This is a genomic window from Streptomyces sp. NPDC003379 (assembly GCF_053589195.1).
Genome location: NZ_JBSFRK010000045.1, coordinates 40,562 through 62,561 on the forward strand (window position 1 = coordinate 40,562; position 22,000 = coordinate 62,561).

Consider the following 22,000-nt stretch of genomic DNA (forward strand, 5'->3'; position numbering starts at 1 on the left):
CGCGGTACTGGTGGAGCATGATGAAGCGCGCACTATGGCAGGGCCTGGTCGCCGGTACGGCCGGAGTGGCCGTCATGACGCTGGGCGAGAAGGCGGAGCAACGCCTGACGGGTCGCCCTGATTCCCACGTACCCGCACGCACTCTGGAACGGCTGATCGGTATGCGGGAGTACCCGGGCCGCCAGCCCGTGGTCGTGAATCTGGCCATGCACGTGGGGCAGGGGGCCGTGCTCGGCGTGCTGCGGTCGGTGATGGCGCACGCGGGGCTGCGCGGGTCGTGGTCCTCGGCGCAGTTCGCCGTCGTCCGGCTCACCAACGACCAGATCCTGGAGAACGCCACCGGCGTCGGCGCCCCGCCCGCGACCTGGCCCCGCCGCGAACTCGTGATCGACCTGCTCCACAAGACGGTGTACGCCTTCGCCACGGGCGCGGTCGCCGACGCTCTGGCCGCACGTTCGGGCTCCGGCCCCGGACAGCGTCACGCCGCGATGCGCCCTGGCCGTCACGCGGACGTGGGGCCGCTGCCGCGCGGCAGCGCTCAAGGGCGTCAAGCGCTGTAACGGGGCAGCGGCGCGGGCTCTCGGCCTCCGGCCGGCCTACCGGCGCGGCGGCGGGTGCGGCGGCCCGTGGCCGCGTACCACTGGACAGCGAGGACCAACGCGATCGCGCACTCGACCACGTCCCCGCCGTAATACATGACCTGCGCGCCGAGCCGCAGGTCGCTCGCGCCGAAGTCGGTGCCGGGCGGGCCGACGGCGTAGAGGCTCTTGGCGAGGACCGCGTGGGCCGTGCCCGCGGCGAGCAGGGCCACCGCGCGCAGCGGCAGGCCGCACCGGTGGCGGACGGGGTCGAGTCGGCAGACGGCGAAGGCGAAGAGCAGCCCGGCGGCCAGCAGGTGCAGTTCGACGAAGCCGCTCAGCATGGGGTGGTGGTGGGTGACGGACAGGAGGTCCGTCCGGTACAGCACGAACAGGCCACCGATGTCGATCACCGCGGCGACGAGCGGAAACAGCAGCCATCCCGCGAACCGCGAGTGCGCCACGCCCAGCAGTCCTCGCCGGACGGGGCCGGGCGGAAGGACGCGCAGCGTCAGAGTGAGCGGGCGGCCGAGGACGAGCAGGACGGGCGCGGCCATGGCGATGAGCAGGTGACGGGCCGAGTGAGCGGTGAACGGGCCGCCCGGCAGCCATCCGCACAGTCCCCAGACCAGGGCCGCGCTCCCGGCGGCGAAGGCGCAGTCCCGTCCCCACGGCCACGCGTCGCCACGGCGCCTGAGACGGGCTGTGGCCAGCAGATACGCGGCGCAGAGCGCGACACACGCGAGGGCAGCGGTCGCGGTGCCGGTCGGCGGAGGTCCGGTCGTCACGACGGGCGTCGGCCGTGCCGGGTGGCGCGGACGGTCAGCCACAGGCCGACGAGCAGCAGAACGAGGCCCGCGAGGTTCCAGGCCCAGTCGTAGGGCGTCACGTCGACGCCGTAGCGGATCTGGTGCAGGCGCAGCAGCTTGTGGTCGACGACCCCGTCGAAGAGCTGGAAGGCCCCGAGACCGAGGAAGAAGCCGCCCCGGGCGTGCGCGGGCGACAGGGCGCGGCGGCGCCGCAGGTCCGCGAAGAGGAAGAAACCGGCGACCATCGCCAGCAGTTCGGCGGTGTGCAGCAGGCCGTCCGACACCAGGCCTGCGCCGGAGGTGGAGCGGTCGTAGAAGTGATGCCAGTGCAGGATCTGATGGAAGACGATCTCGTCCACGGCCGCCATCACCGCGGCGCCGATCAGCGCGCACGCGAGCAGCGACCGACGAGGGTCGGCACGTCCGGCACGTCCGGCACGTCCGGCACGTCCTGGGTCCGCCCACTGGTCACGGTTCCGGGTCCTCACGGTCGGCGTCCGCCTTTCTCACCGGGTCGGCTGACGTTCATCGACTACCCCGCGACGCGGTGCGGGCACCCCCGAGTCCCCCGAACGCCGCGCTGCTGTTGGCAGCCCCCCGCCGCGGTGCGTTTGCTGGAGGACGAGGTGCGCGCCGCGTCACGGTCGATTCCGCATGACGCCGTCCGCCCGGGGAACCCGCGCGCCGAGCCACTGAACACCCCGGAGAGCTACCGGCAACAGCTGCCACGAGGAGAGAAGTCATGCGGGCACTGACGTGGCACGGCAGGCGCGACGTGCGGGTCGAGACCGTACCGGACCCCGTGCTGAAGGAACCGACCGACATTGTCGTCCGCGTGACCTCTACGGGCATCTGCGGTTCGGACCTGCACCTGTACGAGGTGCTGGGCCCCTTTCTGGACGCCGGCGACATCCTGGGCCACGAGCCCATGGGCATCGTCGAGGAGGTCGGCTCCGGCGTGACGGAGCTGGCGGTCGGTGACCGGGTCGTCGTGCCGTTCAACGTCTCGTGCGGCGACTGCTTCATGTGCGACACCGGACTGCACTCCCAGTGCGAGACGACACAGAACCGCGAACAGGGCACGGGCGGCTCACTGTTCGGCTACACCAAGCTGTACGGGCAGGTGCCCGGCGGGCAGGCGGAACTGCTGCGCGTACCCTTCGGCAACACTCTTCCCATCAAGGTCCCCGAGGGCCCACCGGACGACCGGTTCGTGTATCTCTCCGACGTCCTGCCGACCGCGTGGCAGGCCGTGGAGTACGCCGCGATCCCTCCCGGCGGCACCGTGACCGTGCTCGGCCTCGGGCCGATCGGCCTGATGTCCGCCCGGATCGCCCTGCACCGCGGGGCGAGCCTGGTGGTGGGCGTCGACCTGGTTCCCGAGCGGCTGAGCCGGGCGTCCCTGGACGGTGTGAAGGCGCTTGATCTGCGCCGTCACGGCAAGGACATCGGCGACGCGGTACGCGAACTGACCCAGGGGCGCGGCACGGACGCCGTCATCGACGCCGTCGGTATGGAGGCCCACGGCGCGGGCGCGCCGCTGGTCAAGGCGGCGCAGTGGGGCGTGGGGATGCTGCCCGACGCCGTCGGCGCGAAGGTCATGGAGCGGGTCGGCGTCGACCGCCTCGGCGCGCTGTACGCGGCGATCGACATCGTCCGCAGGGGCGGCACGGTCTCGCTCTCCGGTGTCTACGGCGGGGCCGCCGATCCGCTGCCGCTCCTGAAGATGTTCGACAAACAGATCCAGCTGCGCATGGGCCAGGCCAACGTCAAGCGCTGGGTCGACGACATCCTGCCGCTGCTCACCGACGACGACCCGCTCGGCGTCGACGGTTTCGCGACCCACCACCTTTCACTGGAGGAAGGCCCCAACGCGTACGAGACGTTCCAGGCGAAGGAAGACGGAATGATCAAGACGCTGCTCCGACCGGGACTGTGATCCGACCGGGATCGGATCGCGTTCCGGTCCTGACCGAGCAGCCGACTACTGAGGAGTCCGTAGTGCGCGAGGCATCAGCCGCCCCCCGTCGGGGCGCCGACGATCTCAGCGGGCGCTCGGCCGTCGTGGCGGGCGGGTCGAGAGGCCTGGGTCTCCTGATGGCCGACCGTCTGGCCGCCCGCGGCTGCGCCGTCACGCTCGCCGCGCGCGACGGCGATGAGCTCGACCGGGCCCGCGCCATGCTGCTCCACCGCAGGCCGCGGGCGAGGGTGCGTACGGCGATCTGTGACGTACGCGAGCAAGCGGACGTGCACGATCTCTTCGCCGCCACGAATGAGGCGTGCGGCGGCGTCGACCTCACCATCGCGAACGCCGGCATCATCCAGGTCGCCCCGTTGGAGACGTTGCGGGCGAAGGAGTTCGACGACGCGATGCGGTCGATCTTCTACGGCGCCCTGCACACGGCGCTGGAAGCCCTCCCCTACCTCAGGAACAGCCCCGGTGGCGGCCGGCTGGCGCTGATCTCCTCCGTCGGCGGACTCCTCGGCGTTCCACACTTGCTGCCCTACTCGTGTGCCAAGTCCGCGGTCGGGGTCCTCGCGGAAGGGCTGCGGGCCGAGACGGCGGGAAGCGACGTGAGCGTGACGGCCGTCTATCCCGGCCTGATGCGCACAGGGTCCCATGTGCACGCCATGTTCGACGGCGCGCAGAGCCAGGAGTACGGGTGGTTCTCCACGCTGGCGGGCACCCCGCTGGTGTCCATGAACGCGCGGCGCGCCGCCGAGCGGATCGTGCGGGCCACCGTCCGGCGCCGCGTCCGCCTCGTGCTCACCCCGGCGGCGCGCGCCGCCGATCTGGCGCACGGGATCGCCCCGGCGACGACCACACGGCTGAGCGGTGTCGCCGCGCGGTTCATGCCCGACGCGCCCGCCCGCCGTCGCGGGCTGCGCGAGGGCAAGGACATCGACCCGCCGCGGGGGCCGGTGGCCGGCACCGTCCAGCGGGCCGGAAGCGCGCTGAACGAGCGGGCCGCCGACGCCTACAACGAGCGGAACCAAGGCACCCGTGGGGTGTGAGTAGTCCGGCACCCACCCGGGTACAAAGGGGTCAAAACCGGGCAATACGACCGGGCAATACGACGCCCGAAAGGAAGCGAGGTCATCATGCCGGCTGGATCCAGCAACAAGCGTGAGCGTCAGTACGAACACATCAAGGACAGCGCCGAGGACCGCGGCGCCTCCAAGGGCCGGGCCAAGGAGATGGCCGCCCGCACGGTCAACAAGGAGCGGGCCCGCTCCGGTGAGTCCAAGACGGCGAGCAAGACGTCCACGAAGGACCCGAAGTCCGCGTCGCAGCGCGGCGGGGAGCGCTCGCACAGCGGCGCCCAGGGCCCCACGAAGGACCAGCTCTACGAGGAGGCCAAGAAGAAGAACGTCGACGGCCGTTCCTCGATGAGCAAGGAGCAGCTGAAGAAGGCGCTCGGGCACTGAGAAGGCGCCCGCGCCGGAAGGGTGTGCCCGCGGCGGGTTTCACCGCTGCGGGCACACCCTTCTGATCCGACCGGGGCCGGGCCCTCGTTCCGCGTCCTCTCAGGCCGCGGCGTTCCGCTTGTCGAGTGCTTCGATGAGCTGGTCGCGGTTCATCTTCGAGCGGCCGGGGATCTTCGCGTCGGTCGCGCGCTGGTAGAGATCACTCCTACTCAGCTCGGTGAGATTGGTGGGCTTTGTGGGTTTGGTGGGCGACGAAGCGCCTTCCCTCGAACGGTTTCGCTCGACGCTCTTCTTCAGCGCCGACATGAGGTCGATGACGTTGGTCGCCTCCGGCGGGCCCGCCTCGCTGACGACTTCCTTGCCCTCGCGTTTGGCCTCGACGAGTTCCTTGACGCGCTCCTCGAACGTGTCGCGGTAGTCCTCGGGGTTCCAGTCGACGCTGAGGGCCTCGATCAGCTGCTGGGCGGTCTTCAGCTCGCGGTCCGCGACCTTGGGGCGCCGGCCGGGCAGGACGTCCAGTTCGCGGACGGGGTCACGCACCTCGTCGGCCCAGCGCATGGTGTGCATGACGAGGACGTTCTCCTGCGCGCGCAGCGCGGTGAGGTACTGCTTGCCGCGCATGGTGAAGGTGGCGATGCCCGCCTTGTTCGACCGTTCCAGGGCGGCGCGCAGCAGCTCGTACACCTTCACGTACTCCTTCCCTCGCGGCCCGACGTAATAGGTCCGGTCGAAGTAGACGGGCTCGATGTCGTCGAGGTCGACAAAGCCCGCCATGTCGACCACCTTCGACTTGCCCGGGGCGATGGCGTCCAGTTCTTCGGGCTCGACGACGACGTACTCGCCTTCTCCGAGGTCGTAGCCCTTGACGATGTCGCCGCTGTCGACCTCCTTGCCGGTGCGTTCGTTGATCCGCTTGTAGCGGATGCGGTCGCCGGTGCCCCGTTCGAGCTGGTGGAAGTGCACGGTGTGGTCCTCGGTGGCCGTGAAGAGGCCGACGGGAACCGTGACCAGACCGAAGGTCAGCACGCCGCTCCAGATTGCTCTCGCCATCACCCATCGCCTCCTTTGGTGCCACGGTGGTCATGGTCTTCTTCGCCGGTCAGCCCGTCAGTCGGTCACGCGGTCACCCGGTCAGCCGGTCGACCAGCGCGGTGGCGGCCTCGGCCCGGCCGGTGGCGTCGCGCACCGCGCGGTCGGCCGCGCGCGCCCGGTCCCGCGCCTCGTGCTCCGCGGTACGGGCCCGCCGGTGCCGCTCCTTGGTGCTCTCGCGTTCCCGCGCGAGTTCTTCGAGGCGCCCGCGGAGCTCTTCCGTCAGCTGTGCGGCCTCCTCCGCCTCCCGGTCGGCCGCCGCCAACTCCTCTTGGCGTTCCCGCAGTTGACGCTCGGCCTCCTCGGCGTCCCGGCGGGCCCGTGACAGCTTCTGGCGCCGCCGCTCCTCGGCCGCCGTGTCCCGCTCGCGGCGCGGCGTCTTCGCCGGGGCCCGTGGGGCGGCAGTCTGGCGCTGCGGGGCGGTCTCGGCGGCGGCGACGGAGAAGTCCGTGGTGGCGTCGAGCGACTTGGTCAGCCGCCCCGCCGCCCACGCCTGGGCGGCCTTGTCGTCGGCGAGGACCGCGTGCAGGGTCTGTTCGACCTCGCGCTGGGCGTCCTCACTGATCGGGTGACCGGCCTCGCCGGCGAGCTGCTTGGCCTGCCTGGCCAGGGCGTTGATCAGGGCGTGCTGCTGACGGGACAGCTCGCGCAGCCGCTCACCGTCCAGGCCGCGGTGGGCCTGGCGCAGCCCTTCACCCAGTTGGACGAGCGGCTTCACTTCATCGGGCTGCTCACGTACGAGGAGATTGCTGGCCCAGGCCGCCAGGCTCGGGCGGCGCAGGGCCCTGATCTCCTCGGCCAGGGGGCGGTCACCGGCCTCCCGGGCCTGTGCCGCGCGCTGGTCCCGGGCGGCGGTGAACTCTTCCGGCCGCAGCCCGTACAGCTCGTCGGCGACGCTCTCCAGGTCCACGGGCGCCCTCTTTCGTCCTCTCCCTGGGCTCTCTCCCGGATGTCATGTCTATTTTGTCCTACTGGGTGCTTATGTGGTGATTGAACCGGCGGAAGACGGGCACCCAGCAGTAGGAATACATCGACAGGGAATCGACAGGGAGATGCCTATGCGTGCCGTGACCGTCCGTCCTTCGACCGCCGATTCCCTGGACGTGCGCGACGTGCCGGAGCCGGTCCCCGGCGACGGCGAGCTGCTGGTGGACGGGCTGGCGGTCGGGGTGTGCGGCACCGACAAGGAGATCGTCGCGGGCGATTACGGGTGGGCGCCGCCCGGCGAGGACCGGTTGGTCCTCGGCCATGAGTCGCTGGGCCGGGTGCGCGAGGCACCGCCGGACAGCGGGTTCGCGGCGGGAGACCTGGTGGTCGGGGTGGTGCGCCGCCCGGACCCGCAGCCGTGCGGCGCCTGTGCGCGCGGCGAGTTCGACATGTGCCGCAACGGCCGCTACACCGAGCGCGGCATCAAGGAACGCCCCGGCTATGCCAGCCAGGCCTGGACCGTGGAGAGCGACTACGCGGTCAGGCTGGATCCCGCTCTGGAGACGGTCGGGGTGCTGTTGGAGCCGACCACCGTGGTCGCCAAGGCGTGGGAGCAGGTGGAGCGGGTCGGCGGCCGGGCCTGGTTCCAGCCGCGGCGGGCGCTGGTCACCGGGGCGGGGCCGATCGGTCTGCTGGCGGCGCTGCTCGGCGTACAGCGCGGCCTCGACGTACACGTGCTCGACCGGGTCACCAAGGGCCCCAAACCGGATCTGGTCACCGACCTCGGAGCGACGTACCACAGCGAGGACATCGCCCAGGTGACCTCCGCGATCCGCCCCGACGTGGTGATCGAGGCCACCGGCGCGGGCCCCCTGGTCTTCGAGGCGATGGCGGGCACCGCGACGTACGGCATCGTGTGCCTCACCGGCGTGTCACCCGCGGGACGGCAGCTGTCGGTGGACGCCGGCTCGATCAACCGCGAACTGGTCCTGGAGAACGACGTGGTCGTCGGCTCCGTCAACGCCAACCTCCGCCACTACCACCAGGGAGCCGACGCGCTCGCCAAGGCGGACCGCGCCTGGCTGGAACGGATGGTCACCAGGCGCGTACCCCTGGAGCGCGCCGCGGAGGCGTTCACCGCGCAGGACGACGACATCAAGGTCGCCATCACCCTCGACTGAGAGCCGACGCCATCACTGTCGACGCCCTCACTGTCGACCGGGGCTCGCTCGGACCGCCGCCCGGGTGCGGTGGGCGAGGCGGGCCGTGCGCGTGGCGACGTCGACCGTGTACGCGTCGACAGTCATCGCCCGCTCGGAGACCCTCAGGACCATGAAGCCGTGGTCGGAGAAGTTCTGCCAGGTGGCGGGGTGGTCGAAGTGGGCCTCGCCGTCACCGGCCTTGGCGGCGGCTCCGCACACGATCTGCCGGGTGCCGCCGGTGCGGGTGGTGGGCTCCAGGATCTGCAGCGTGTGGTCGTGCCCGGACAGGATCAGGTCGGCCCGCCCGCACACCACCTCCTCGTACAGCTCCTTGAGGTGGATGCCGCTGGTGTAGTGGCCGATCTCGAAACCGTCGTACGAACCGGCGCTGCCGTGCTTGCCGTTGTTCAGGTACGGGTGGTGGCCGAGGACGATCTTCCAGCGTGCCCGCGACGCCTTGAGGGCGCCGTCCAGCCAGCTCCGCTGCGCCCGCATGTAGGGGCCGTTCCACCGGTAGTGCGGGTCGAGCTGGGCGACGTACGAGGAGACGGGGTTGGTGTCGATGGCGAAGAACTCCACCAGCGGATCACCGGCGCCCGCCGAGGGCAGGGACACGTTGTAGTAGCGGCTCGGCATGTACCAGCGGGGTGAGCCCTTGGCGTACGAGACCTCGCGGTCGCCGCGCGAGGGGTCGCCGCCGCTGCCCGGGATCAGACCGGAGCAGTCGTGGTTGCCGAGGACCATCAACCACGGGATGTCCACCCCGGAGTTGGGGCCCTCGAACTTGGTGCGGAACTCCGAGTCGTGGTCGGACTCGGGACCGTTCTCGTAGATGTTGTCGCCCAGACCGACCGCGAGGCCGACCCCTTCGGCGCGGCAGACCTCACGTGCCGCGGCGGCCACCGCGTGCTGCGCCTCCTCGCCGGTACCGGCGTCGCCGGTGAGGAGTACCGCGTACTCCCCCGAGCGGCCAGGACCGGTCGGCAGCGGGAACTTCCCGGTGCGGGCGGCGGCCGTGGAGGGCTGCGTTCCGCCCGGCAGGACCGTCAGCGCCGCGGCCCCCGCCACCACACCGCCGAGCACGGTCCGCCGCCGGGGCGCCCGCATGGCCCGGACCCGCTCCCCCACCGGCCCTTCGGCGAGGGCCGGGTCCGCCCGCAGCCACTGTTCCTCCGTCATGTCCGCGCTCGGCGGTATCAACTCGTCGTCACACATGGGGGGTTTCTCTCACGGAAGGGCGTGAGGGTGGTGGGGAACCGATGAACTCCTGGTGGACGTCCGGACACGGCTCCCGCCACCTCTCACGCCTCAGACCGCCGCCTCCACGGCTCGCGCGGTGGCCTCGGGTTCCGTCCCCTTGGCGAACTGCGTGCGGTACAGCTCCGCGTACCGCCCCTCCAGCGCGAGCAGCTCCTCGTGCGTGCCGCGCTCCACGATCTGTCCCGCCTCGACGACGAGGATGAGGTCGGCGGAGCGCACCGTCGACAGCCGGTGGGCGATCACCACGGCGGTGCGCCCTTCGAGGGCCTCACCGAGGGCTTCCTGGACGGCGGCCTCCGAGGTGTTGTCGAGGTGGGCCGTCGCCTCGTCGAGGATGACGACCCGCTGCCGGGCCAGGAGCAGCCGTGCGATGGTCATCCGCTGCCGCTCGCCTCCGGAGAGGCGGTAGCCGCGCTCGCCGACCACCGTGTCTAGCCCGTCCGGCAGGGAGTGCACGAGGTCCTCAAGGCGGGAGCGGCGCAGTACGTCCCACAGTTCGTCCTCGCTCGCGCCGGGCCGCGCGAGGAGCAGGTTGTCGCGGATCGACTCGTGGAAGAGGTGGCCGTCCTGCGTGACCATGCCGAGGGTGGCCCGCATGGACTCGGCGGACAGCTCTCGTACGTCGACGCCACCGATGCGCACGGTGCCCTCATCGGTGTCGTACAGCCGCGGCAGCAGCTGCGCGATGGTCGACTTGCCCGCCCCTGACGATCCGACGAGTGCGACGGTCTGGCCGGGTTCGGCGCGGAACGACAGGCCGTGCAGGACCTCGTCGCCGCCCCGGGTGTCGAGCGAGGCGACCTCTTCGAGGGAGGCGAGGGAGACCTTGTCGGCGGCGGGGTAGGCGAAGCGGACGTCGTCGAACTCGATGGCCACGGGGCCTTCGGGGACCGATACCGCGTCCTTCTTCTCCTCGATGAGCGGCTTCAGGTCGAGGACCTCGAAGACCCGCTCGAAGCTGACGAGCGCGCTCATCACCTCGACGCGCGCCCCGGCCAGGGACGTCAGCGGTGCGTAGAGCCGGGTGAGCAGCAGTGCGAGCGAGACGACGGCGCCCGCCTCCAGCGTGCCCTCCAGGGCGAAGTAGCCGCCGAGGCCGTAGACCAGGGCGAGGGCGAGCGAAGAGACCAGCGTGAGCGCGGTGATGAACGCGGACTGCGTCATGGCGGTGCGTACGCCGATGTCGCGCACTCGATGGGCCCGCGCGGCGAACTCGGCGGACTCGTCGCCGGGGCGGCCGAAGAGCTTGATCAGGGTGGCACCGGGCGCCGAGAAGCGCTCGGTCATCCGGGTGCCCATGGCGGCGTTGTGGTGGGCGGCCTCCCGCTGGAGCTTGGCCATCTTCGCTCCCATGCGGCGGGCGGGCACGACGAACACGGGCAGCAGCACCAGCGCCAGCAGGGTGATCTGCCACGAAAGAGTGAGCATGACGACGAGCGTGAGCAGAAGGGTGACGATATTGCCGACGACTCCGGAGAGCGTGTTGCTGAAGGCGCGTTGCGCGCCGATCACGTCGTTGTTGAGGCGGCTGACCAGCGCGCCGGTCCGGGTGCGGGTGAAGAAGGCGACCGGCATGCGCTGGACGTGGTCGAAGACGGCGGTCCGCAGGTCGAGGATGAGCCCTTCGCCGAGGTTCGCCGACAGCCACCGGCTCACCAGTCCGATGCCGGCCTCGGCGAGCGCGATGGCGGCGATCAGCAGGGCGTAGCGCACGACGGTCGCTGAGTCGGCGCCGGAGACGATGGTGTTGACGACTTTCCCGGCCAGTACGGGGGTCGCGACGGCCAGCAGTGCGGTGATGACGCTCAGCCCCACGAACTGCCAGATGCGTCTGCGGTGGGGCCGCGCGAAGACGCCGATGCGGCGCAGCGTGGCACGGGCGAAGGGGCGGCGGTCCTGCTGTGCGTGCATGACGCTGTACAGCTGATTCCAGGCGGTGCTTTCCATGCTCATGGGATGAACGTTAAGACCTCAAGCAAACTTGAGGTCAACTGTTCCCCCGCATTCACCCTCCCGCTTCACTCTCCTCACTCCCGCCCCTGCCGCGTCTATTGACCCCCATGTAACAGGAACGTACTTTGCCTTCAACTCTTGTGGTCGCCACAGGAGTTATCCCCCGTCCCGAGGTGAGAAGGCGAACGCATGCGTGAGGTACGAAGGCGTACTCTGCTGTCCGCGATCGGCGGCACGGCGGCCGCGGGAGGCGCGATGGGCGCCGTCGGAACAGCGGCGGCAGGCACCGCCGAAGCCGCTCCCGGCCGACCGGGGCCCGAGGCGGGCCCCCGCGACCACCGGGTGCGGAAGCTGCTCGACCTGATGACCGTCGAAGAGAAGCTGGGGCAGCTCCAGCAGCTCCCCTGGTCGTGGGAGACCGGCCCCGGCGGCGGGGCGACGAAGGACGTGGAGGACGCGGCCCGCGCGGGCCGGCTCGGCTCCGTGCTGAGCATCTTCGGGGCGAAGAGCACCAACGCCCTTCAGCGCATGGCCGTCGAGGAGTCCCGGCTCGGCATTCCGCTGGTCTTCGGGCTCGACGTCATCCACGGCTTCTGGACGACGTTCCCGATCCCACTGGCGCAGGCCGCGAGCTTCGATCCGGACGTGGCGAAGACGGACGGCGAGGTGTCGGCCGAGGAGGCGCGTTCGAACGGCGTCCACTGGACGTTCTCACCGATGATGGACGTCACCCACGAGCCGCGCTGGGGCCGCATCGCCGAGGGCAACGGCGAGGACCCGTATCTGACGGCGGCGTTCGCCGCGGCGAAGGTCGAGGGCTACCAGGGCGAGCGGAGCGAGAACGGCGCGCCGTCGTACGGCGCGAAGGACCGCGTCGCCGCCTGCGCCAAGCACTTCGTCGCGTACGGCGGCGCGGAGGGCGGCCGTGACTACAACACGGTGGACGTCTCGGAGTCGCGCCTGCGCAATCTCCACCTCCCGCCGTTCAAGGCGGCGTTGGACGCCGGCGCCGCCACGGTGATGGCCTCCTTCAACACCATCGGCGGCGTCCCCGCACACGGCAACACCCACACACTGACCGACATCCTTAAGAAGGAGTGGGGTTTCGACGGCTTCGTCGTCAGCGACTGGACCGGCGTCCAGGAGCTGATCCCGCACGGCTTCGCCGAGGACGGCGCGGCGGCGGCCCGCCTCTCCCTCAACGCGGGCGTCGACATGGAGATGACCAGCACGCACCTCGTCACGTACGGCAAGAAGCTGCTGCGCGACGGCAAGATCAGCGCGAGGCGGCTGGACGACGCGGTCGCCCGCGTCCTGCGCCTCAAGTTCGACCTCGGGCTCTTCGAGAATCCGTACGTCGACGAAGGCGCCGCCATCGACGGGCCGAGCGCCGCCGCGCGCAAGGCGGCCCGGCGGACCGCCGCCCGTTCGATGGTCCTCCTGAAGAACGAGGGCAAGACGCTCCCCCTGAAGCGGTCCGTCAGGTCGATCGCGGTCGTCGGCCCGTTCGGCGACTCCGAGGACCTCCTCGGCACCTGGTCGTTCCCCGCCGCCGTGAAGAAGTACCCCTCGGTGAAGGTCCTGGACGCCATCAGGCGCGCGGCGCCGGACGCGAAGGTGACGTACGCCCGGGGCGTGGACCCGGAGGGCAAGGACACCGGTGGCATCCCGAAGGCGGTGGCCGCCGCGCACTCCGCCGACGTCACGGTCGTCGTGGTCGGCGAGCCGCCAACGATGAGCGGCGAGGCGGCCGCGCGCAGCGACATCGGGCTGCCCGGCGGGCAGGAGAAGCTGGTGGCGGCCGTCGCCGCGACCGGGAAGCCGTTCGTGGTCGTCCTCGTCAACGGACGCCCGCTGACCATGGGCGGCTGGCTGGGCGCCGCGCCCGCCGTCCTGGAGGCCTGGCACCCGGGCCTGGAGGCGGGGAACGCCATCGCCGACGTCCTGTTCGGCGAGGTCGTGCCCGGCGGGAAGCTGCCCGTGTCGTTCCCGCGCGCGGTCGGCCAGATCCCGATCCACTACAACCACGAGTCGACGGGCCGCCCCTACGACGCGGACAACAAGTACTCGTCGAAGTACCTGGACCTGCCCCCGGGCCCGCAGTTCGCGTTCGGCCACGGTCTGAGCTATACGACGTTCGACATCGGCGAGCCGAAGCTGAGCCGCGAGCGGATCTCCGCGGGCGCGCTGCGCAAGGGCGACACCCTGGAGGTGTCGGTGAGCGTCACGAACACCGGGGACCGCGCGGGCGACGAGGTCGTCCAGCTGTACGTCCATGACCTCACGGCGAGCATCACGCAGCCGGTGCGCAAGCTGCGGGGCTTCCGCCGGGTCACGCTGGAGCCCGGCAAGTCCCGGACGGTCCGCTTCCGTATCGGCGCGGACGACCTCGGCTTCTGGACGAACGACCAGCACGGGGAGTTCCGCGTCGAGGAGGGCGCGGTGGACATCTATGTCGGCGGCAGCTCGCAGGCCGAGGCCAAGCGGAGGCTGACGATCACCTGACCGGGCGGGGGCCTCCCCCGGATGCGGTGATCCAGCCGAGCACCCATGCTGGGAGGAACGGCTCACACCTAGGAGGCCGACGATGTCCATGATGGACAAGCTCAAGCAGATGCTGAAGGGCCACGAGGACACGGCCGGTAAGGGCATCGACAAGGCGGGCGACTTCGTCGACGAGAAGACCCAGGGCAAGTACGGCGGGCAGGTCGACACCGCTCAGGACAGGCTCAGGGACCAGTTCGGCGGGGACAGCGGGCGTCAGCCTCCGAACCAGCCGTGACATGTGTGCCCCAGCGCTGCGGGCCAGGGACCCCGTCCCTGGCCCGCAGCGAAGTCATTCCGAGTCGATGAAGAACACCTGGTCGGTGCGTTCGGCGGTGCAGGGGTCCTGTTGGGCCGTGGCGCCCTCGGTCGTGGCGCTGCCGGCGATCCCCACGCAGAACTTCCGGTCGGGCGTGTAGAGCGTGTGGATCCGGTAGGTGTTGGGCACGGGCGTGTCGACCGCCTCGATGTAGAACGCGTTGGCCCCGGCGCAGTCGGTCGTGGTCTCCAGCACGTCGGGCACCGTGCTGATGGGGAACACCATGAGGCAGCGGACCCCCGCCTGGGTGCTGTGCCACTGGATCTTGAACAGTCCATTGCCCTGCGGCACCAGGTAGGTGCGCGGCGAGGTGGCCTTCGCGCACGGACGTTGCACGGCGACCGGGACGTTCAGGAGCCCGGCACGCCCCTCGGTCAGGCACTGGCCGGGCGCGCTGGCCGGCCGGATCTTGACCCAGCCCTCCTGGAGCCCCCGGAAGCTCCCCTGGGTGAACTTCGCGCCCGGCTGGTTCTCGCAGGTCCACTGGCGCAGCGCCGTACCGTCCGTGGTGGCGGAGGCGGTGACCTCGAGGCACTTGCGCGGGCTCGCCGTCATCGGCTGGATCAGCGCGGTGTCGCCCAGATCCGCGAACTGGAAGCTCATGCCGGGCCGGTCGCCGCACTCCGTCTGCACGATGGCGGCTCCGTTGTCGGCGCTGGAGTTCTCCACCGCCATGCACTTGCCGCTGAGGACGCTGACGATATGCACCGCTCCGCCGGGGGCCGAGGACTCCTTCAAGTACCACAGCGCGCCCTCCCGCCCGGCACAGCGCCGCTGCTTGACGGGCTCGCCGGCCGTCTGCGTGGCGACCTCCAGACACATGCCGGTGTGGGTGGCGGCGATGTTGATCTGCTGGCCCGCGGCGGCGGTCGCGGCCCGGGCCGCCGGGCCGCCGACCGGCAGCAGGGCCGAGGCCAGCGCCAGGAGCAGGACCAGGAGCAGGGACGGGGCGACCGCGTGCGGACGGGATGGACGGAACCTCAGCATGGAGTTCTCCGTGGGCCTGTGGGTTCGGGCCCGCCCGGCGAACTGAGCCTCCGGCTCGGTCCGCGCGGACGCGGGCATGGCGGCGCCCAGATGCTGCCCGTCGTGGCTGACGCCGGGCTGACGCGGGCCGCGGCGGGGACCGGCTTGATCGCGTGGTCCGAGGACGATCCGGGGGAGTGCCCCGGTCCCGAAGACAGCGCTGTCGCCGCCTCCATGACGCCGGGCGCACTGGACGTCGTCCAGGACGACCCAGTACTCCACCGTGAACGGCTGGGCCGGCGTGGTCGGCCGGGCAGCAGGAGGTCGGGCTTGGTGGATCGCCGCTCAGCCCGCTGCCCGGCTCGGGCGCCGACCGTCCTTGCTCAGGGCGGTCCCCGCCGGCAGCCGGGCCTTTGCCCGGTCGTGGCGGGACAGCCGGTCGCCGCCGACAAGGAATGACGTGGGCGGACGGCCCGTCGGCTGCCCCGCCCGTGACGATCGCCCGCGTCAGCGGGTCAGCGGGTCAGCGGGTCAGCGGGTCAGCGGGTCAAGCGCAGCAGTCGCAGCCGGGGCGGCAGCCGCACGTGGCCGCCGCGGCGTCGGCCGCCGCCGTGGTGGCAGCCGGGGCGGAGGGTGCGCAGCAGCCCTTGCCCTGCCAGGCGTCCAGGCCTTCCTTCACCGCCACGACGGCGATGACCAGGGCGGCGATCGGGTCGGCCCAGGACCAGCCGAGGGTGGCGTTGAGAATCAGACCGGCCAGAAGGACCGCGGAGAGGTACGTGCACAGCAGGGTCTGCTTGGAGTCGGCGACCGCGCTGGCGGAGCCCAGTTCGCGCCCGGCCCGGCGCTGGGCGGCGGACAGGAACGGCATGACCGCCAGCGACAGGGCGGCGAGGACGATGCCGGGGATGGAGCGGTCGGCCTGCCCGGTGCCGGCCAGGGCACGCACCGCGTCCATGCCCACGTACGCGGCGAGGACGAAGAAGGAGACGGCGATGATCCGCAGGGTGGTCTTCTCCCTCGCCTCGCGCACCGCGTGGTCGCGGGCGGCGAACTGCCAGGCGACCGCCGCGGCGGAGGACACCTCGATGACGGAGTCCAGGCCGAAGCCGACCAGGGCGGTGGAGGAGGCGATCGTCCCCGCGGTGAGGGCGACGACTGCCTCGATGACGTTGTAGGTGATGGTCACGGTGACCAGCAGCCGTATCCGGCGGGCGAGCGCGTCACGGCGGGCCGGGCCGCGCCCGAGGGATATCGCGGGCATCTCAGCAGCAGCCCTTCGTCTGTGCGTCCGGGCAGGTCTTGTCCGCCTCGACGGCCACCACGGCGTCGCGCAGGTCGTCCAGGGCATGGCCGAGGCGTCCGTCGGCCAGCTCGTAGCGCGTGCGCCGCCCGACGGGCACGGCGACGACCAGACCGCAGTCGCGCAGGCACGCCAGATGGTTCGAGAGCCGGGTGCGGGAGATGCCGAGGGCGTCGGCGAGGTCGGACGGATGGGCCGGGGCCTCATGCAGCGCGAGCAGCAGCCGGCAGCGGATCGGGTCGGCGAGCGCGCGGCCGAAACGGGCCAGCACCTCGATGTCGGAAGCGGAAGCGACAGTCAGCACGGCTCGAAGATACACGCCATCCTGAATTCAGGTAACCGTGAATAAAGGGGTGACGATACTTCCGTACGGGCTCTCCGCCTTGTCCGCCGGCCCGATTGTCAGTGCCCTGCGAGACGCTCATGCCATGAGCGAGACAGCATCCCGCCCCATCGGCGTCGACGACCAGCAGATCCCCGACCTTCTGACGGCGGTCGGGCCCGGCTGGCATCCCCTGCTGACGCGCCTGCACGAGCAACTCGTCGCGCTGGCCGAGGACTACCGGCTGGAGGAGCTCACGCCCAGGTTGGGGGGCTTGAGGATCTACGTCGCCGACCGCTTCGACGAAGACGGCGAGTTCGACGGCGATTGGGCGGACACCGCCGGCCGCCTCACCGAGGCCGCCGAGCTGGAGGCGGAGAAGCTCTGCGAATCCTGCGGCGCCCCCGGCCGGATCCGCTTCCACGGTGACCAGTACGGCACATGGATCAAGGCGATCTGCGACCAGTGCAGGACCGCGGCCACCGCGCGTTAGGGTCCTAGCCGAGTTCGAGCGAGGTGACGCCGAAGACCCGTTCGTACGCGAATTCCCTGACCGGGCCCGTGTACATGCGGGCCGTGTCGAACGTCGGCTTCATGCCGCGCGCCTCGGCGAGCGCGACGGCCTCCGCGTTGGTCGCGGGCACGTCCATGGCGACGGGTGCGCCGTCCGCCTCGGCGACCAGCGCGTCCAGGAGCGCCTCGGCGTCGGCGCGTGTGTCCGCGAAGAGCGGGCCGACGCGCAGGGCGTCGCGGCCCGGCCGCAGGACGCCGTACCCGGTCAGTCTGCCGTCGACGATGCGCGTGAGGGCGCGGTGGCCGGGGGCGGTGAGCCAGGTCTCCAGGAAGCGTGGCCGGTCCGCCGGCAGGCACGAACTGTCGTACGCAAGGAGCGCGTTCAGGTCCGCTGCCTCGACGGGACGCACGTGCCGGTCGGGCACGTCGGCCGCGGGCAGCGGGCCGAGGTAGCGCACCGTGCCGTACGCGCGGACGAAACCGGAGCGGCGGTAGTTGGCCTGCTGGTCCGGTACGCCGTCCAGGCCCACGGTCCGGCCCTCGGCGTGCGCGAGCCCCGCCCGCCAAGTGGCGAGGCCGAAGCCGCGGCCGCGCTGGTCGGGACGGACGAGGTAGAAGCCGAGGAAGGCGTAGCTCTCCCCGTAGTTGACCACCGAGACCGCGGAGACGGGCTCGCCGTCCAGGCGCCCCATGAAGAACCCCTCGGGGTCCTGCGCGAAGAACGAGGCGGCGTCGCCGACGCCGGGGTTCCAGCCCTCGTCCGCCGCCCAACCGGTCACCACACGCCAGTCGTCGAGCGTCGCCCGTGAGACCACGAGCCGCCCGAGGGCCGAATCCGTCATCGCTGCACCCTTCTCGATCCGACACGGTGCACTGTGAGGAACCGCACCGGATGCATCCTGCCCTAGCGACCGGGTCTACGGCAGCCACACCACCAGCGCGACGACCGCGAGGGCGCCCCAGCAGGCAGGTCCGCCTTCGCGGGGAGGTCCCGCTTGATCAGGCCGGGCAGCAGGACGTTGGCCACGACGATGCCCGCGCCGATGACGACGGTGCCCGCGAAGAGCGCGACGACCGGGTCGAGCACGCGCAGCGCAGCGCCGTGCCCGCGCAGATCGGCGCCATCGCGCCGAGCAGCGAGACGCTCCATGCCGAAGCGGCGGCCGAGCCGGGGCGCGATCGGCGCGAACAGACCGAAGCAGAGCAGCGGCAGAGCAGCAGCAGGGCGGTGAGCAGGCTGGTGGCGGCGGCCGACATCCCGCCGTATTGGCGGGTGGTGTCCGCGAGCGGGGAGACGGCGACGAATGGCGGGACGGAGGTTGAGGGCGAGAAGTACGACGCCGAGAGCAAGGCAGAGCACGCGCCGCCGGCCGGCCGCGGAGGGTCCGGGCCCCGTGTCAAAGCCGCCCGGCCGCTCAGCCTCGCCTCCGCATTTCGGACAACGGGGAACTTTCACGCTCACAACCTGGTCTAGACCTTGACAGGTTCAGACCATTTCGCTTGAGTCACCGACACCCCCATGGCGGGACGGGCCCTTCCCCCGTCCCGCCCGTTAGGAGATGTCGCATGATCAAACGCATCACCAGCCTCGCGGCCACCCTCGCCGCGGTCGGCGCGATGATCGTCCTGGGCCCGGCCGCCACCACGGCGTCCGCCGCCGAGTGCGCCTCGCCGTGGAGTTCCTCGTCCGTCTACACCGGCGGCAAGTCGGCCTCGTACAACGGACACAACTGGACCGCGAAGTGGTGGACCCAGAACGAGACCCCGGGGCGCTCCGACGTCTGGGCGGACCAGGGCACCTGCGGTGGCGGCACGGGGCCGGGCAACCCCGACCCGTCCGGATTCGTGGTCAGTGAGGCGCAGTTCAACCAGATGTTCCCGAACCGCAACTCGTTCTACACGTACAAGGGCCTGACCGACGCGCTCAAGGCCTACCCGGGCTTCGCCAACACCGGCGGCGACACCGTCAAGCGCCAGGAGGCCGCGGCGTTCCTCGCCAACGTCAGCCATGAGACGGGCGGCCTGGTGCACGTGGTCGAGCAGAATCAGAACAACTACCCCCACTACTGCGACAAGACCCAGCCCTACGGCTGCCCCGCCGGGCAGGCCGCCTACTACGGCCGCGGCCCGATCCAGCTCAGCTGGAACTTCAACTACAAGGCCGCGGGCGACGCCCTTGGCATCGACCTCCTGAACAACCCGTACCTGGTGGAGCAGAACCCGTCCATCGCCTGGCAGACGGGTCTCTGGTACTGGAACACCCAGAGCGGCCCGGGCAAGATGACCCCGCACAACGCCATGGTCAACGGCGCCGGCTTCGGTGAGACCATCCGCGCGATCAACGGCACCCTGGAGTGCAACGGCGGCAACCCCGCCCAGGTCCAGAGCCGCATCGACCGCTACAAGGCGTTCACACAGATCCTCGGCACCACGCCGGGCTCGAACCTGAGCTGCTGAGGCCACGCGCACCCCGCGCACCCCGCACCCCGACGGCAGGGCGGGCCCGATCCGAGGTCGGGCCCGCCCGGCCCGTCAGTCCAGCGGCACCAGCCGGAACACCGGATGACGCGCCACCTCCGCGGCGAACTCCTCGTCCGACGACTCAGCGGTCACGTCGAAGTAGGCCCGGGTGACGGGCACTTCACGCCAGTACTGGCGCAGCACCGGCACACTCTCCTCGGCCTCCAGCTCGACCACCCCGAGCGTCCGCGACCTGCCGCCCCGGCTGAGCCCGACCTCCCCCGCGGCGCGCGCGTTGCGCACCCACGCGCTCACCCCGTAGGCGGCGACGAGCCAGCGCTCGTCCCCGGCCGACATCACGTCGACCGGAGTGGAGTACAACCGGCCCGACTTCCTGCCGCGCACCGTCAGGTTGTAGCGGTAGGCCTTGCCGATCCCGAGCCGGGTCATCATGTGAAACACGCGGTTGATCACGCGCGTACCGGCGTTCATGCGGTACGTCTTCGCCATCGCCCCTCCTCATGCCGAAAGGTCGGAGCTTACGGCGCGGCCAGCAACTGGGCCGCACCGCGCCGGGCTTGACGCGCCGGTTCGGGTGAACCGGAGATCGCGGCGGCCGTCATGGCGCCCTCCGCGAGCAGGACCAGCGGCCCGACGGTCCATGCGGGGCCGCCCGCGGACGCCACGAGGCCGGCGAGATAGTCGTGGAACGCGCTCTTGTGCGCCCTGACGGTGTCGGCGACCGCCGGGTCCACCGCGCCCAGCTCCCCGTAGGCGTTGATGAAGGCGCAGCCCCGGAAGTCCGGCTCGGTGAACCACTCGTACAGCCAGTCGTAGACGGCGAGGACCCGCTCCTCGCCCTCCGGCCGTCCCTCCACATGAGCGGCGAGCCGTGCCCGCCAGCGGCGGTCGCGGCGGTCGAGGCAGGCCCTGACCAGCTCGGACTTCGACGGGAAGAGCTGGTAGAGCCGCTTGAGCGAGATCCCGGACACGGCGCGGACCCGGTCCATGCCGACCGCCTGGACACCGCGCTCGTAGAAGAGCGCCTCCGCCGCGTCGAGGAGCCTCGCTTCGGCTTCCGCGTGATCCATCGGGTCTCCGAACAACCAGGTGAGAACGTACGTTCTCGGAGCCTACTACGAAGGGGGTCCGCTCCGCACCGTTGCGGGAGAACGTGCGTTCTCCTAGGGTGGGGCGACATGACCACGACTCCCCGACTCCCCGTACCGCCCTTCACCCGGCAGACGGCCATCGAGAAGGTCCGCCTGGCCGAGGACGGCTGGAACAGCCGCGACCCCGAGAAGGTGGCCCTCGCCTACAGCGAGGACTCCCGCTGGCGCAACCGCGCGGAGTTCGTCACCGGGCGCGACGCCATCGTCGCCTTCCTCTCCCGCAAGTGGGCCCGCGAGCTCGACTACCGGCTCGTCAAGGAGCTCTGGGCGCACAGCGGCCACCGCATCGCCGTGCGGTTCGCGTACGAGTGGCACGACGACTCCGGCCAGTGGTACCGGTCGTACGGCAACGAGAACTGGGAGTTCGACGACGACGGCCTGATGCGCGCCCGCCACGCCTGCATCAACGACCTGCCCATCGAGGAGTCGGACCGCCTCCACCACTGGCCGCTCGGCCGCCGCCCCGACGACCACCCCGGACTCAGCGAACTCGGTCTGTGAACGCGGGCGCGCCGACGGCCGGGCCAACGGACCTCGACGTACGTGTGTCATGTCCCTCCGCACGGGATACCCGGTGGGCGACAACGGCCCGAGCCACCGGGCCGGACAGCCCATCGACCGCCAAGGAGGGTCCACGTGACCACCGCACGCGACATCATGACTCCGGGCGCTGAATGCGCCGGAGCCGAGGAGACCGTCACCCAGGCGGCCACCAAGCTCACCGAACTCGGCGTCGGCGCGCTGCCCATCTGCGGCACCGACAACCGCCTCAAGGGCGTCATCACCGACCGGGACATCGTGGTGAAGGTCCTCGGGAAGGGCAAGGACCCCTCAAAGGTCCTCGTGGGTGAGCTGGCGCAGAGCGAGGCCGTGACGATCGGCGCGGACGACAGCGTCGACGAGATCTTCGCGACCATGACGAGCCACAAGGTCCGTCGGCTGCCCGTGATCGACGGCCACGAACTGGTGGGCATGGTGGCGCTCGCCGACGCGGCCCGCGCGCTCTCCGACCCCAAGGCCGGACAGCTCCTGGAGGCCCTTTCCACCGATTGACGGCCCGCCGCGGGTCGGAGCGCGCCCGCCCGGCCGGGAGGGGCGCGGCGGGTTATGACCCGGCCCCCGCCCCCGCCCCACCCCACGGTGGGACGGCGGCG

Annotated in this window: 25 protein-coding genes; 12 read left to right on the forward strand and 13 right to left on the reverse strand. The window is 71.2% G+C overall.

What is annotated here, in order from left to right; all coding sequences use genetic code 11:
• The first annotated feature begins 17 nt into the window (after positions 1-17).
• Positions 18-560 carry a hypothetical protein gene (locus tag ACWDVB_RS32410; RefSeq protein ID WP_451516372.1) on the forward strand — a complete coding sequence of 181 codons (543 nt, stop codon included), beginning with the start codon at positions 18-20 and terminating at the stop codon, positions 558-560.
• Here ACWDVB_RS32410 and ACWDVB_RS32415 read toward each other — a convergent pair.
• The gene (locus ACWDVB_RS32415; RefSeq protein ID WP_451516373.1) at positions 548-1,366 is read right to left on the reverse strand and encodes a cytochrome c oxidase assembly protein; all 819 of its coding nucleotides are present in this window, start codon (positions 1,364-1,366) and stop codon (positions 548-550) included. The genes ACWDVB_RS32410 and ACWDVB_RS32415 overlap by 13 nt on opposite strands.
• Complete coding sequence (locus ACWDVB_RS32420; protein WP_451516383.1) at positions 1,363-1,755, reverse strand: DUF2243 domain-containing protein; 393 nt, start codon at positions 1,753-1,755, stop codon at positions 1,363-1,365. The genes ACWDVB_RS32415 and ACWDVB_RS32420 overlap by 4 nt, the downstream gene beginning before the upstream one ends.
• A gap of 374 nt (positions 1,756-2,129) precedes the next feature.
• Between ACWDVB_RS32420 and ACWDVB_RS32425 the strand changes: the two genes are divergently transcribed.
• The 3 genes from ACWDVB_RS32425 (at position 2,130) to ACWDVB_RS32435 (ending at position 4,816) form a co-directional block, all read left to right on the forward strand.
• Positions 2,130-3,326, forward strand: a complete 1,197-nt coding sequence (locus ACWDVB_RS32425) for an alcohol dehydrogenase catalytic domain-containing protein (RefSeq protein ID WP_451516374.1) — start codon at positions 2,130-2,132, stop codon at positions 3,324-3,326.
• A 62-nt stretch (positions 3,327-3,388) separates the two neighbouring features.
• Positions 3,389-4,402, forward strand: coding sequence for an SDR family NAD(P)-dependent oxidoreductase (locus tag ACWDVB_RS32430; protein ID WP_451516375.1), 1,014 nt, complete (start codon positions 3,389-3,391; stop codon positions 4,400-4,402).
• 87 nt (positions 4,403-4,489) lie between these two features.
• Positions 4,490-4,816, forward strand: coding sequence for a plasmid stabilization protein (locus ACWDVB_RS32435; RefSeq protein ID WP_451516376.1), 327 nt, complete (start codon positions 4,490-4,492; stop codon positions 4,814-4,816).
• Positions 4,817-4,915: 99 nt separating this feature from the next.
• On the opposite strand, the gene ku is transcribed toward ACWDVB_RS32435, so the two are convergent.
• Positions 4,916-5,866 (reverse strand): non-homologous end joining protein Ku, encoded by a 951-nt coding sequence (ku, locus tag ACWDVB_RS32440; protein ID WP_451519919.1) that lies wholly within the window; start codon positions 5,864-5,866, stop codon positions 4,916-4,918.
• A 73-nt stretch (positions 5,867-5,939) separates the two neighbouring features.
• Positions 5,940-6,815, reverse strand: a complete 876-nt coding sequence (locus ACWDVB_RS32445) for a hypothetical protein (protein WP_451519920.1) — start codon at positions 6,813-6,815, stop codon at positions 5,940-5,942.
• A gap of 148 nt (positions 6,816-6,963) precedes the next feature.
• Between ACWDVB_RS32445 and ACWDVB_RS32450 the strand changes: the two genes are divergently transcribed.
• The gene (locus ACWDVB_RS32450) at positions 6,964-8,013 is read left to right on the forward strand and encodes a glucose 1-dehydrogenase (RefSeq protein ID WP_451519921.1); all 1,050 of its coding nucleotides are present in this window, start codon (positions 6,964-6,966) and stop codon (positions 8,011-8,013) included.
• A gap of 27 nt (positions 8,014-8,040) precedes the next feature.
• Here ACWDVB_RS32450 and ACWDVB_RS32455 read toward each other — a convergent pair whose 3' ends face one another.
• Both ACWDVB_RS32455 and ACWDVB_RS32460 read right to left on the reverse strand, forming a co-directional pair.
• On the reverse strand, positions 8,041-9,249 hold the full coding sequence (locus ACWDVB_RS32455; RefSeq protein WP_451519922.1) for a metallophosphoesterase: 1,209 nt from the start codon (positions 9,247-9,249) through the stop codon (positions 8,041-8,043).
• Between the two features lie 93 nt (positions 9,250-9,342).
• Complete coding sequence (locus ACWDVB_RS32460) at positions 9,343-11,247, reverse strand: ABC transporter ATP-binding protein (protein WP_451519923.1); 1,905 nt, start codon at positions 11,245-11,247, stop codon at positions 9,343-9,345.
• Positions 11,248-11,436: 189 nt separating this feature from the next.
• On the opposite strand from ACWDVB_RS32460, the gene ACWDVB_RS32465 reads away from it, so the two are divergent.
• Entirely contained in the window at positions 11,437-13,752 is a 2,316-nt protein-coding gene (locus tag ACWDVB_RS32465; protein WP_451519924.1) for a glycoside hydrolase family 3 N-terminal domain-containing protein, read from the forward strand.
• Between the two features lie 82 nt (positions 13,753-13,834).
• Positions 13,835-14,029: an antitoxin gene (locus ACWDVB_RS32470; RefSeq protein ID WP_451519925.1), complete on the forward strand. Its 195-nt coding sequence runs from the start codon at positions 13,835-13,837 to the stop codon at positions 14,027-14,029.
• A gap of 54 nt (positions 14,030-14,083) precedes the next feature.
• Here the strand turns inward: ACWDVB_RS32470 and ACWDVB_RS32475 are convergent, their stop codons facing one another.
• The 3 genes from ACWDVB_RS32475 to ACWDVB_RS32485 all read right to left on the reverse strand — a co-directional run bounded on the left by ACWDVB_RS32475 (position 14,084) and on the right by ACWDVB_RS32485 (position 16,683).
• A complete protein-coding gene (locus ACWDVB_RS32475; RefSeq protein WP_451519964.1) occupies positions 14,084-15,358 on the reverse strand; it encodes an RICIN domain-containing protein in 1,275 nt (424 codons plus the stop codon).
• Positions 15,359-15,623: 265 nt separating this feature from the next.
• Complete coding sequence (locus tag ACWDVB_RS32480; protein ID WP_451519965.1) at positions 15,624-16,340, reverse strand: cation transporter; 717 nt, start codon at positions 16,338-16,340, stop codon at positions 15,624-15,626.
• Between the two features lies 1 nt (position 16,341).
• Positions 16,342-16,683, reverse strand: a complete 342-nt coding sequence (locus ACWDVB_RS32485; RefSeq protein ID WP_451519966.1) for an ArsR/SmtB family transcription factor — start codon at positions 16,681-16,683, stop codon at positions 16,342-16,344.
• A gap of 124 nt (positions 16,684-16,807) precedes the next feature.
• On the opposite strand from ACWDVB_RS32485, the gene ACWDVB_RS32490 reads away from it, so the two are divergent.
• Positions 16,808-17,194 carry a hypothetical protein gene (locus tag ACWDVB_RS32490; protein ID WP_451519967.1) on the forward strand — a complete coding sequence of 129 codons (387 nt, stop codon included), beginning with the start codon at positions 16,808-16,810 and terminating at the stop codon, positions 17,192-17,194.
• Between the two features lie 4 nt (positions 17,195-17,198).
• Here ACWDVB_RS32490 and ACWDVB_RS32495 read toward each other — a convergent pair whose 3' ends face one another.
• Positions 17,199-18,056 (reverse strand): GNAT family N-acetyltransferase, encoded by an 858-nt coding sequence (locus ACWDVB_RS32495; protein ID WP_451519968.1) that lies wholly within the window; start codon positions 18,054-18,056, stop codon positions 17,199-17,201.
• A gap of 62 nt (positions 18,057-18,118) precedes the next feature.
• A complete protein-coding gene (locus tag ACWDVB_RS32500; RefSeq protein WP_451519969.1) occupies positions 18,119-18,301 on the reverse strand; it encodes a hypothetical protein in 183 nt (60 codons plus the stop codon).
• 15 nt (positions 18,302-18,316) lie between these two features.
• Between ACWDVB_RS32500 and ACWDVB_RS32505 the strand changes: the two genes are divergently transcribed.
• Together ACWDVB_RS32505 and ACWDVB_RS32510 are read left to right on the forward strand one after the other, a co-directional pair.
• On the forward strand, positions 18,317-18,688 hold the full coding sequence (locus ACWDVB_RS32505) for a hypothetical protein (protein ID WP_451519970.1): 372 nt from the start codon (positions 18,317-18,319) through the stop codon (positions 18,686-18,688).
• 92 nt (positions 18,689-18,780) lie between these two features.
• Positions 18,781-19,671, forward strand: coding sequence for a glycoside hydrolase family 19 protein (locus ACWDVB_RS32510; protein ID WP_451519971.1), 891 nt, complete (start codon positions 18,781-18,783; stop codon positions 19,669-19,671).
• 75 nt (positions 19,672-19,746) lie between these two features.
• Here the strand turns inward: ACWDVB_RS32510 and ACWDVB_RS32515 are convergent, their stop codons facing one another.
• Together ACWDVB_RS32515 and ACWDVB_RS32520 are read right to left on the reverse strand one after the other, a co-directional pair.
• Entirely contained in the window at positions 19,747-20,184 is a 438-nt protein-coding gene (locus ACWDVB_RS32515; protein ID WP_451519972.1) for a nitroreductase family deazaflavin-dependent oxidoreductase, read from the reverse strand.
• Positions 20,185-20,213: 29 nt separating this feature from the next.
• Entirely contained in the window at positions 20,214-20,765 is a 552-nt protein-coding gene (locus ACWDVB_RS32520; RefSeq protein WP_451519973.1) for a TetR/AcrR family transcriptional regulator, read from the reverse strand.
• A gap of 108 nt (positions 20,766-20,873) precedes the next feature.
• On the opposite strand from ACWDVB_RS32520, the gene ACWDVB_RS32525 reads away from it, so the two are divergent.
• On the forward strand, positions 20,874-21,347 hold the full coding sequence (locus tag ACWDVB_RS32525) for a nuclear transport factor 2 family protein (protein WP_451519974.1): 474 nt from the start codon (positions 20,874-20,876) through the stop codon (positions 21,345-21,347).
• Between the two features lie 135 nt (positions 21,348-21,482).
• Positions 21,483-21,899: a CBS domain-containing protein gene (locus ACWDVB_RS32530; protein ID WP_451612015.1), complete on the forward strand. Its 417-nt coding sequence runs from the start codon at positions 21,483-21,485 to the stop codon at positions 21,897-21,899.
• Positions 21,900-22,000: the final 101 nt, after the last annotated feature.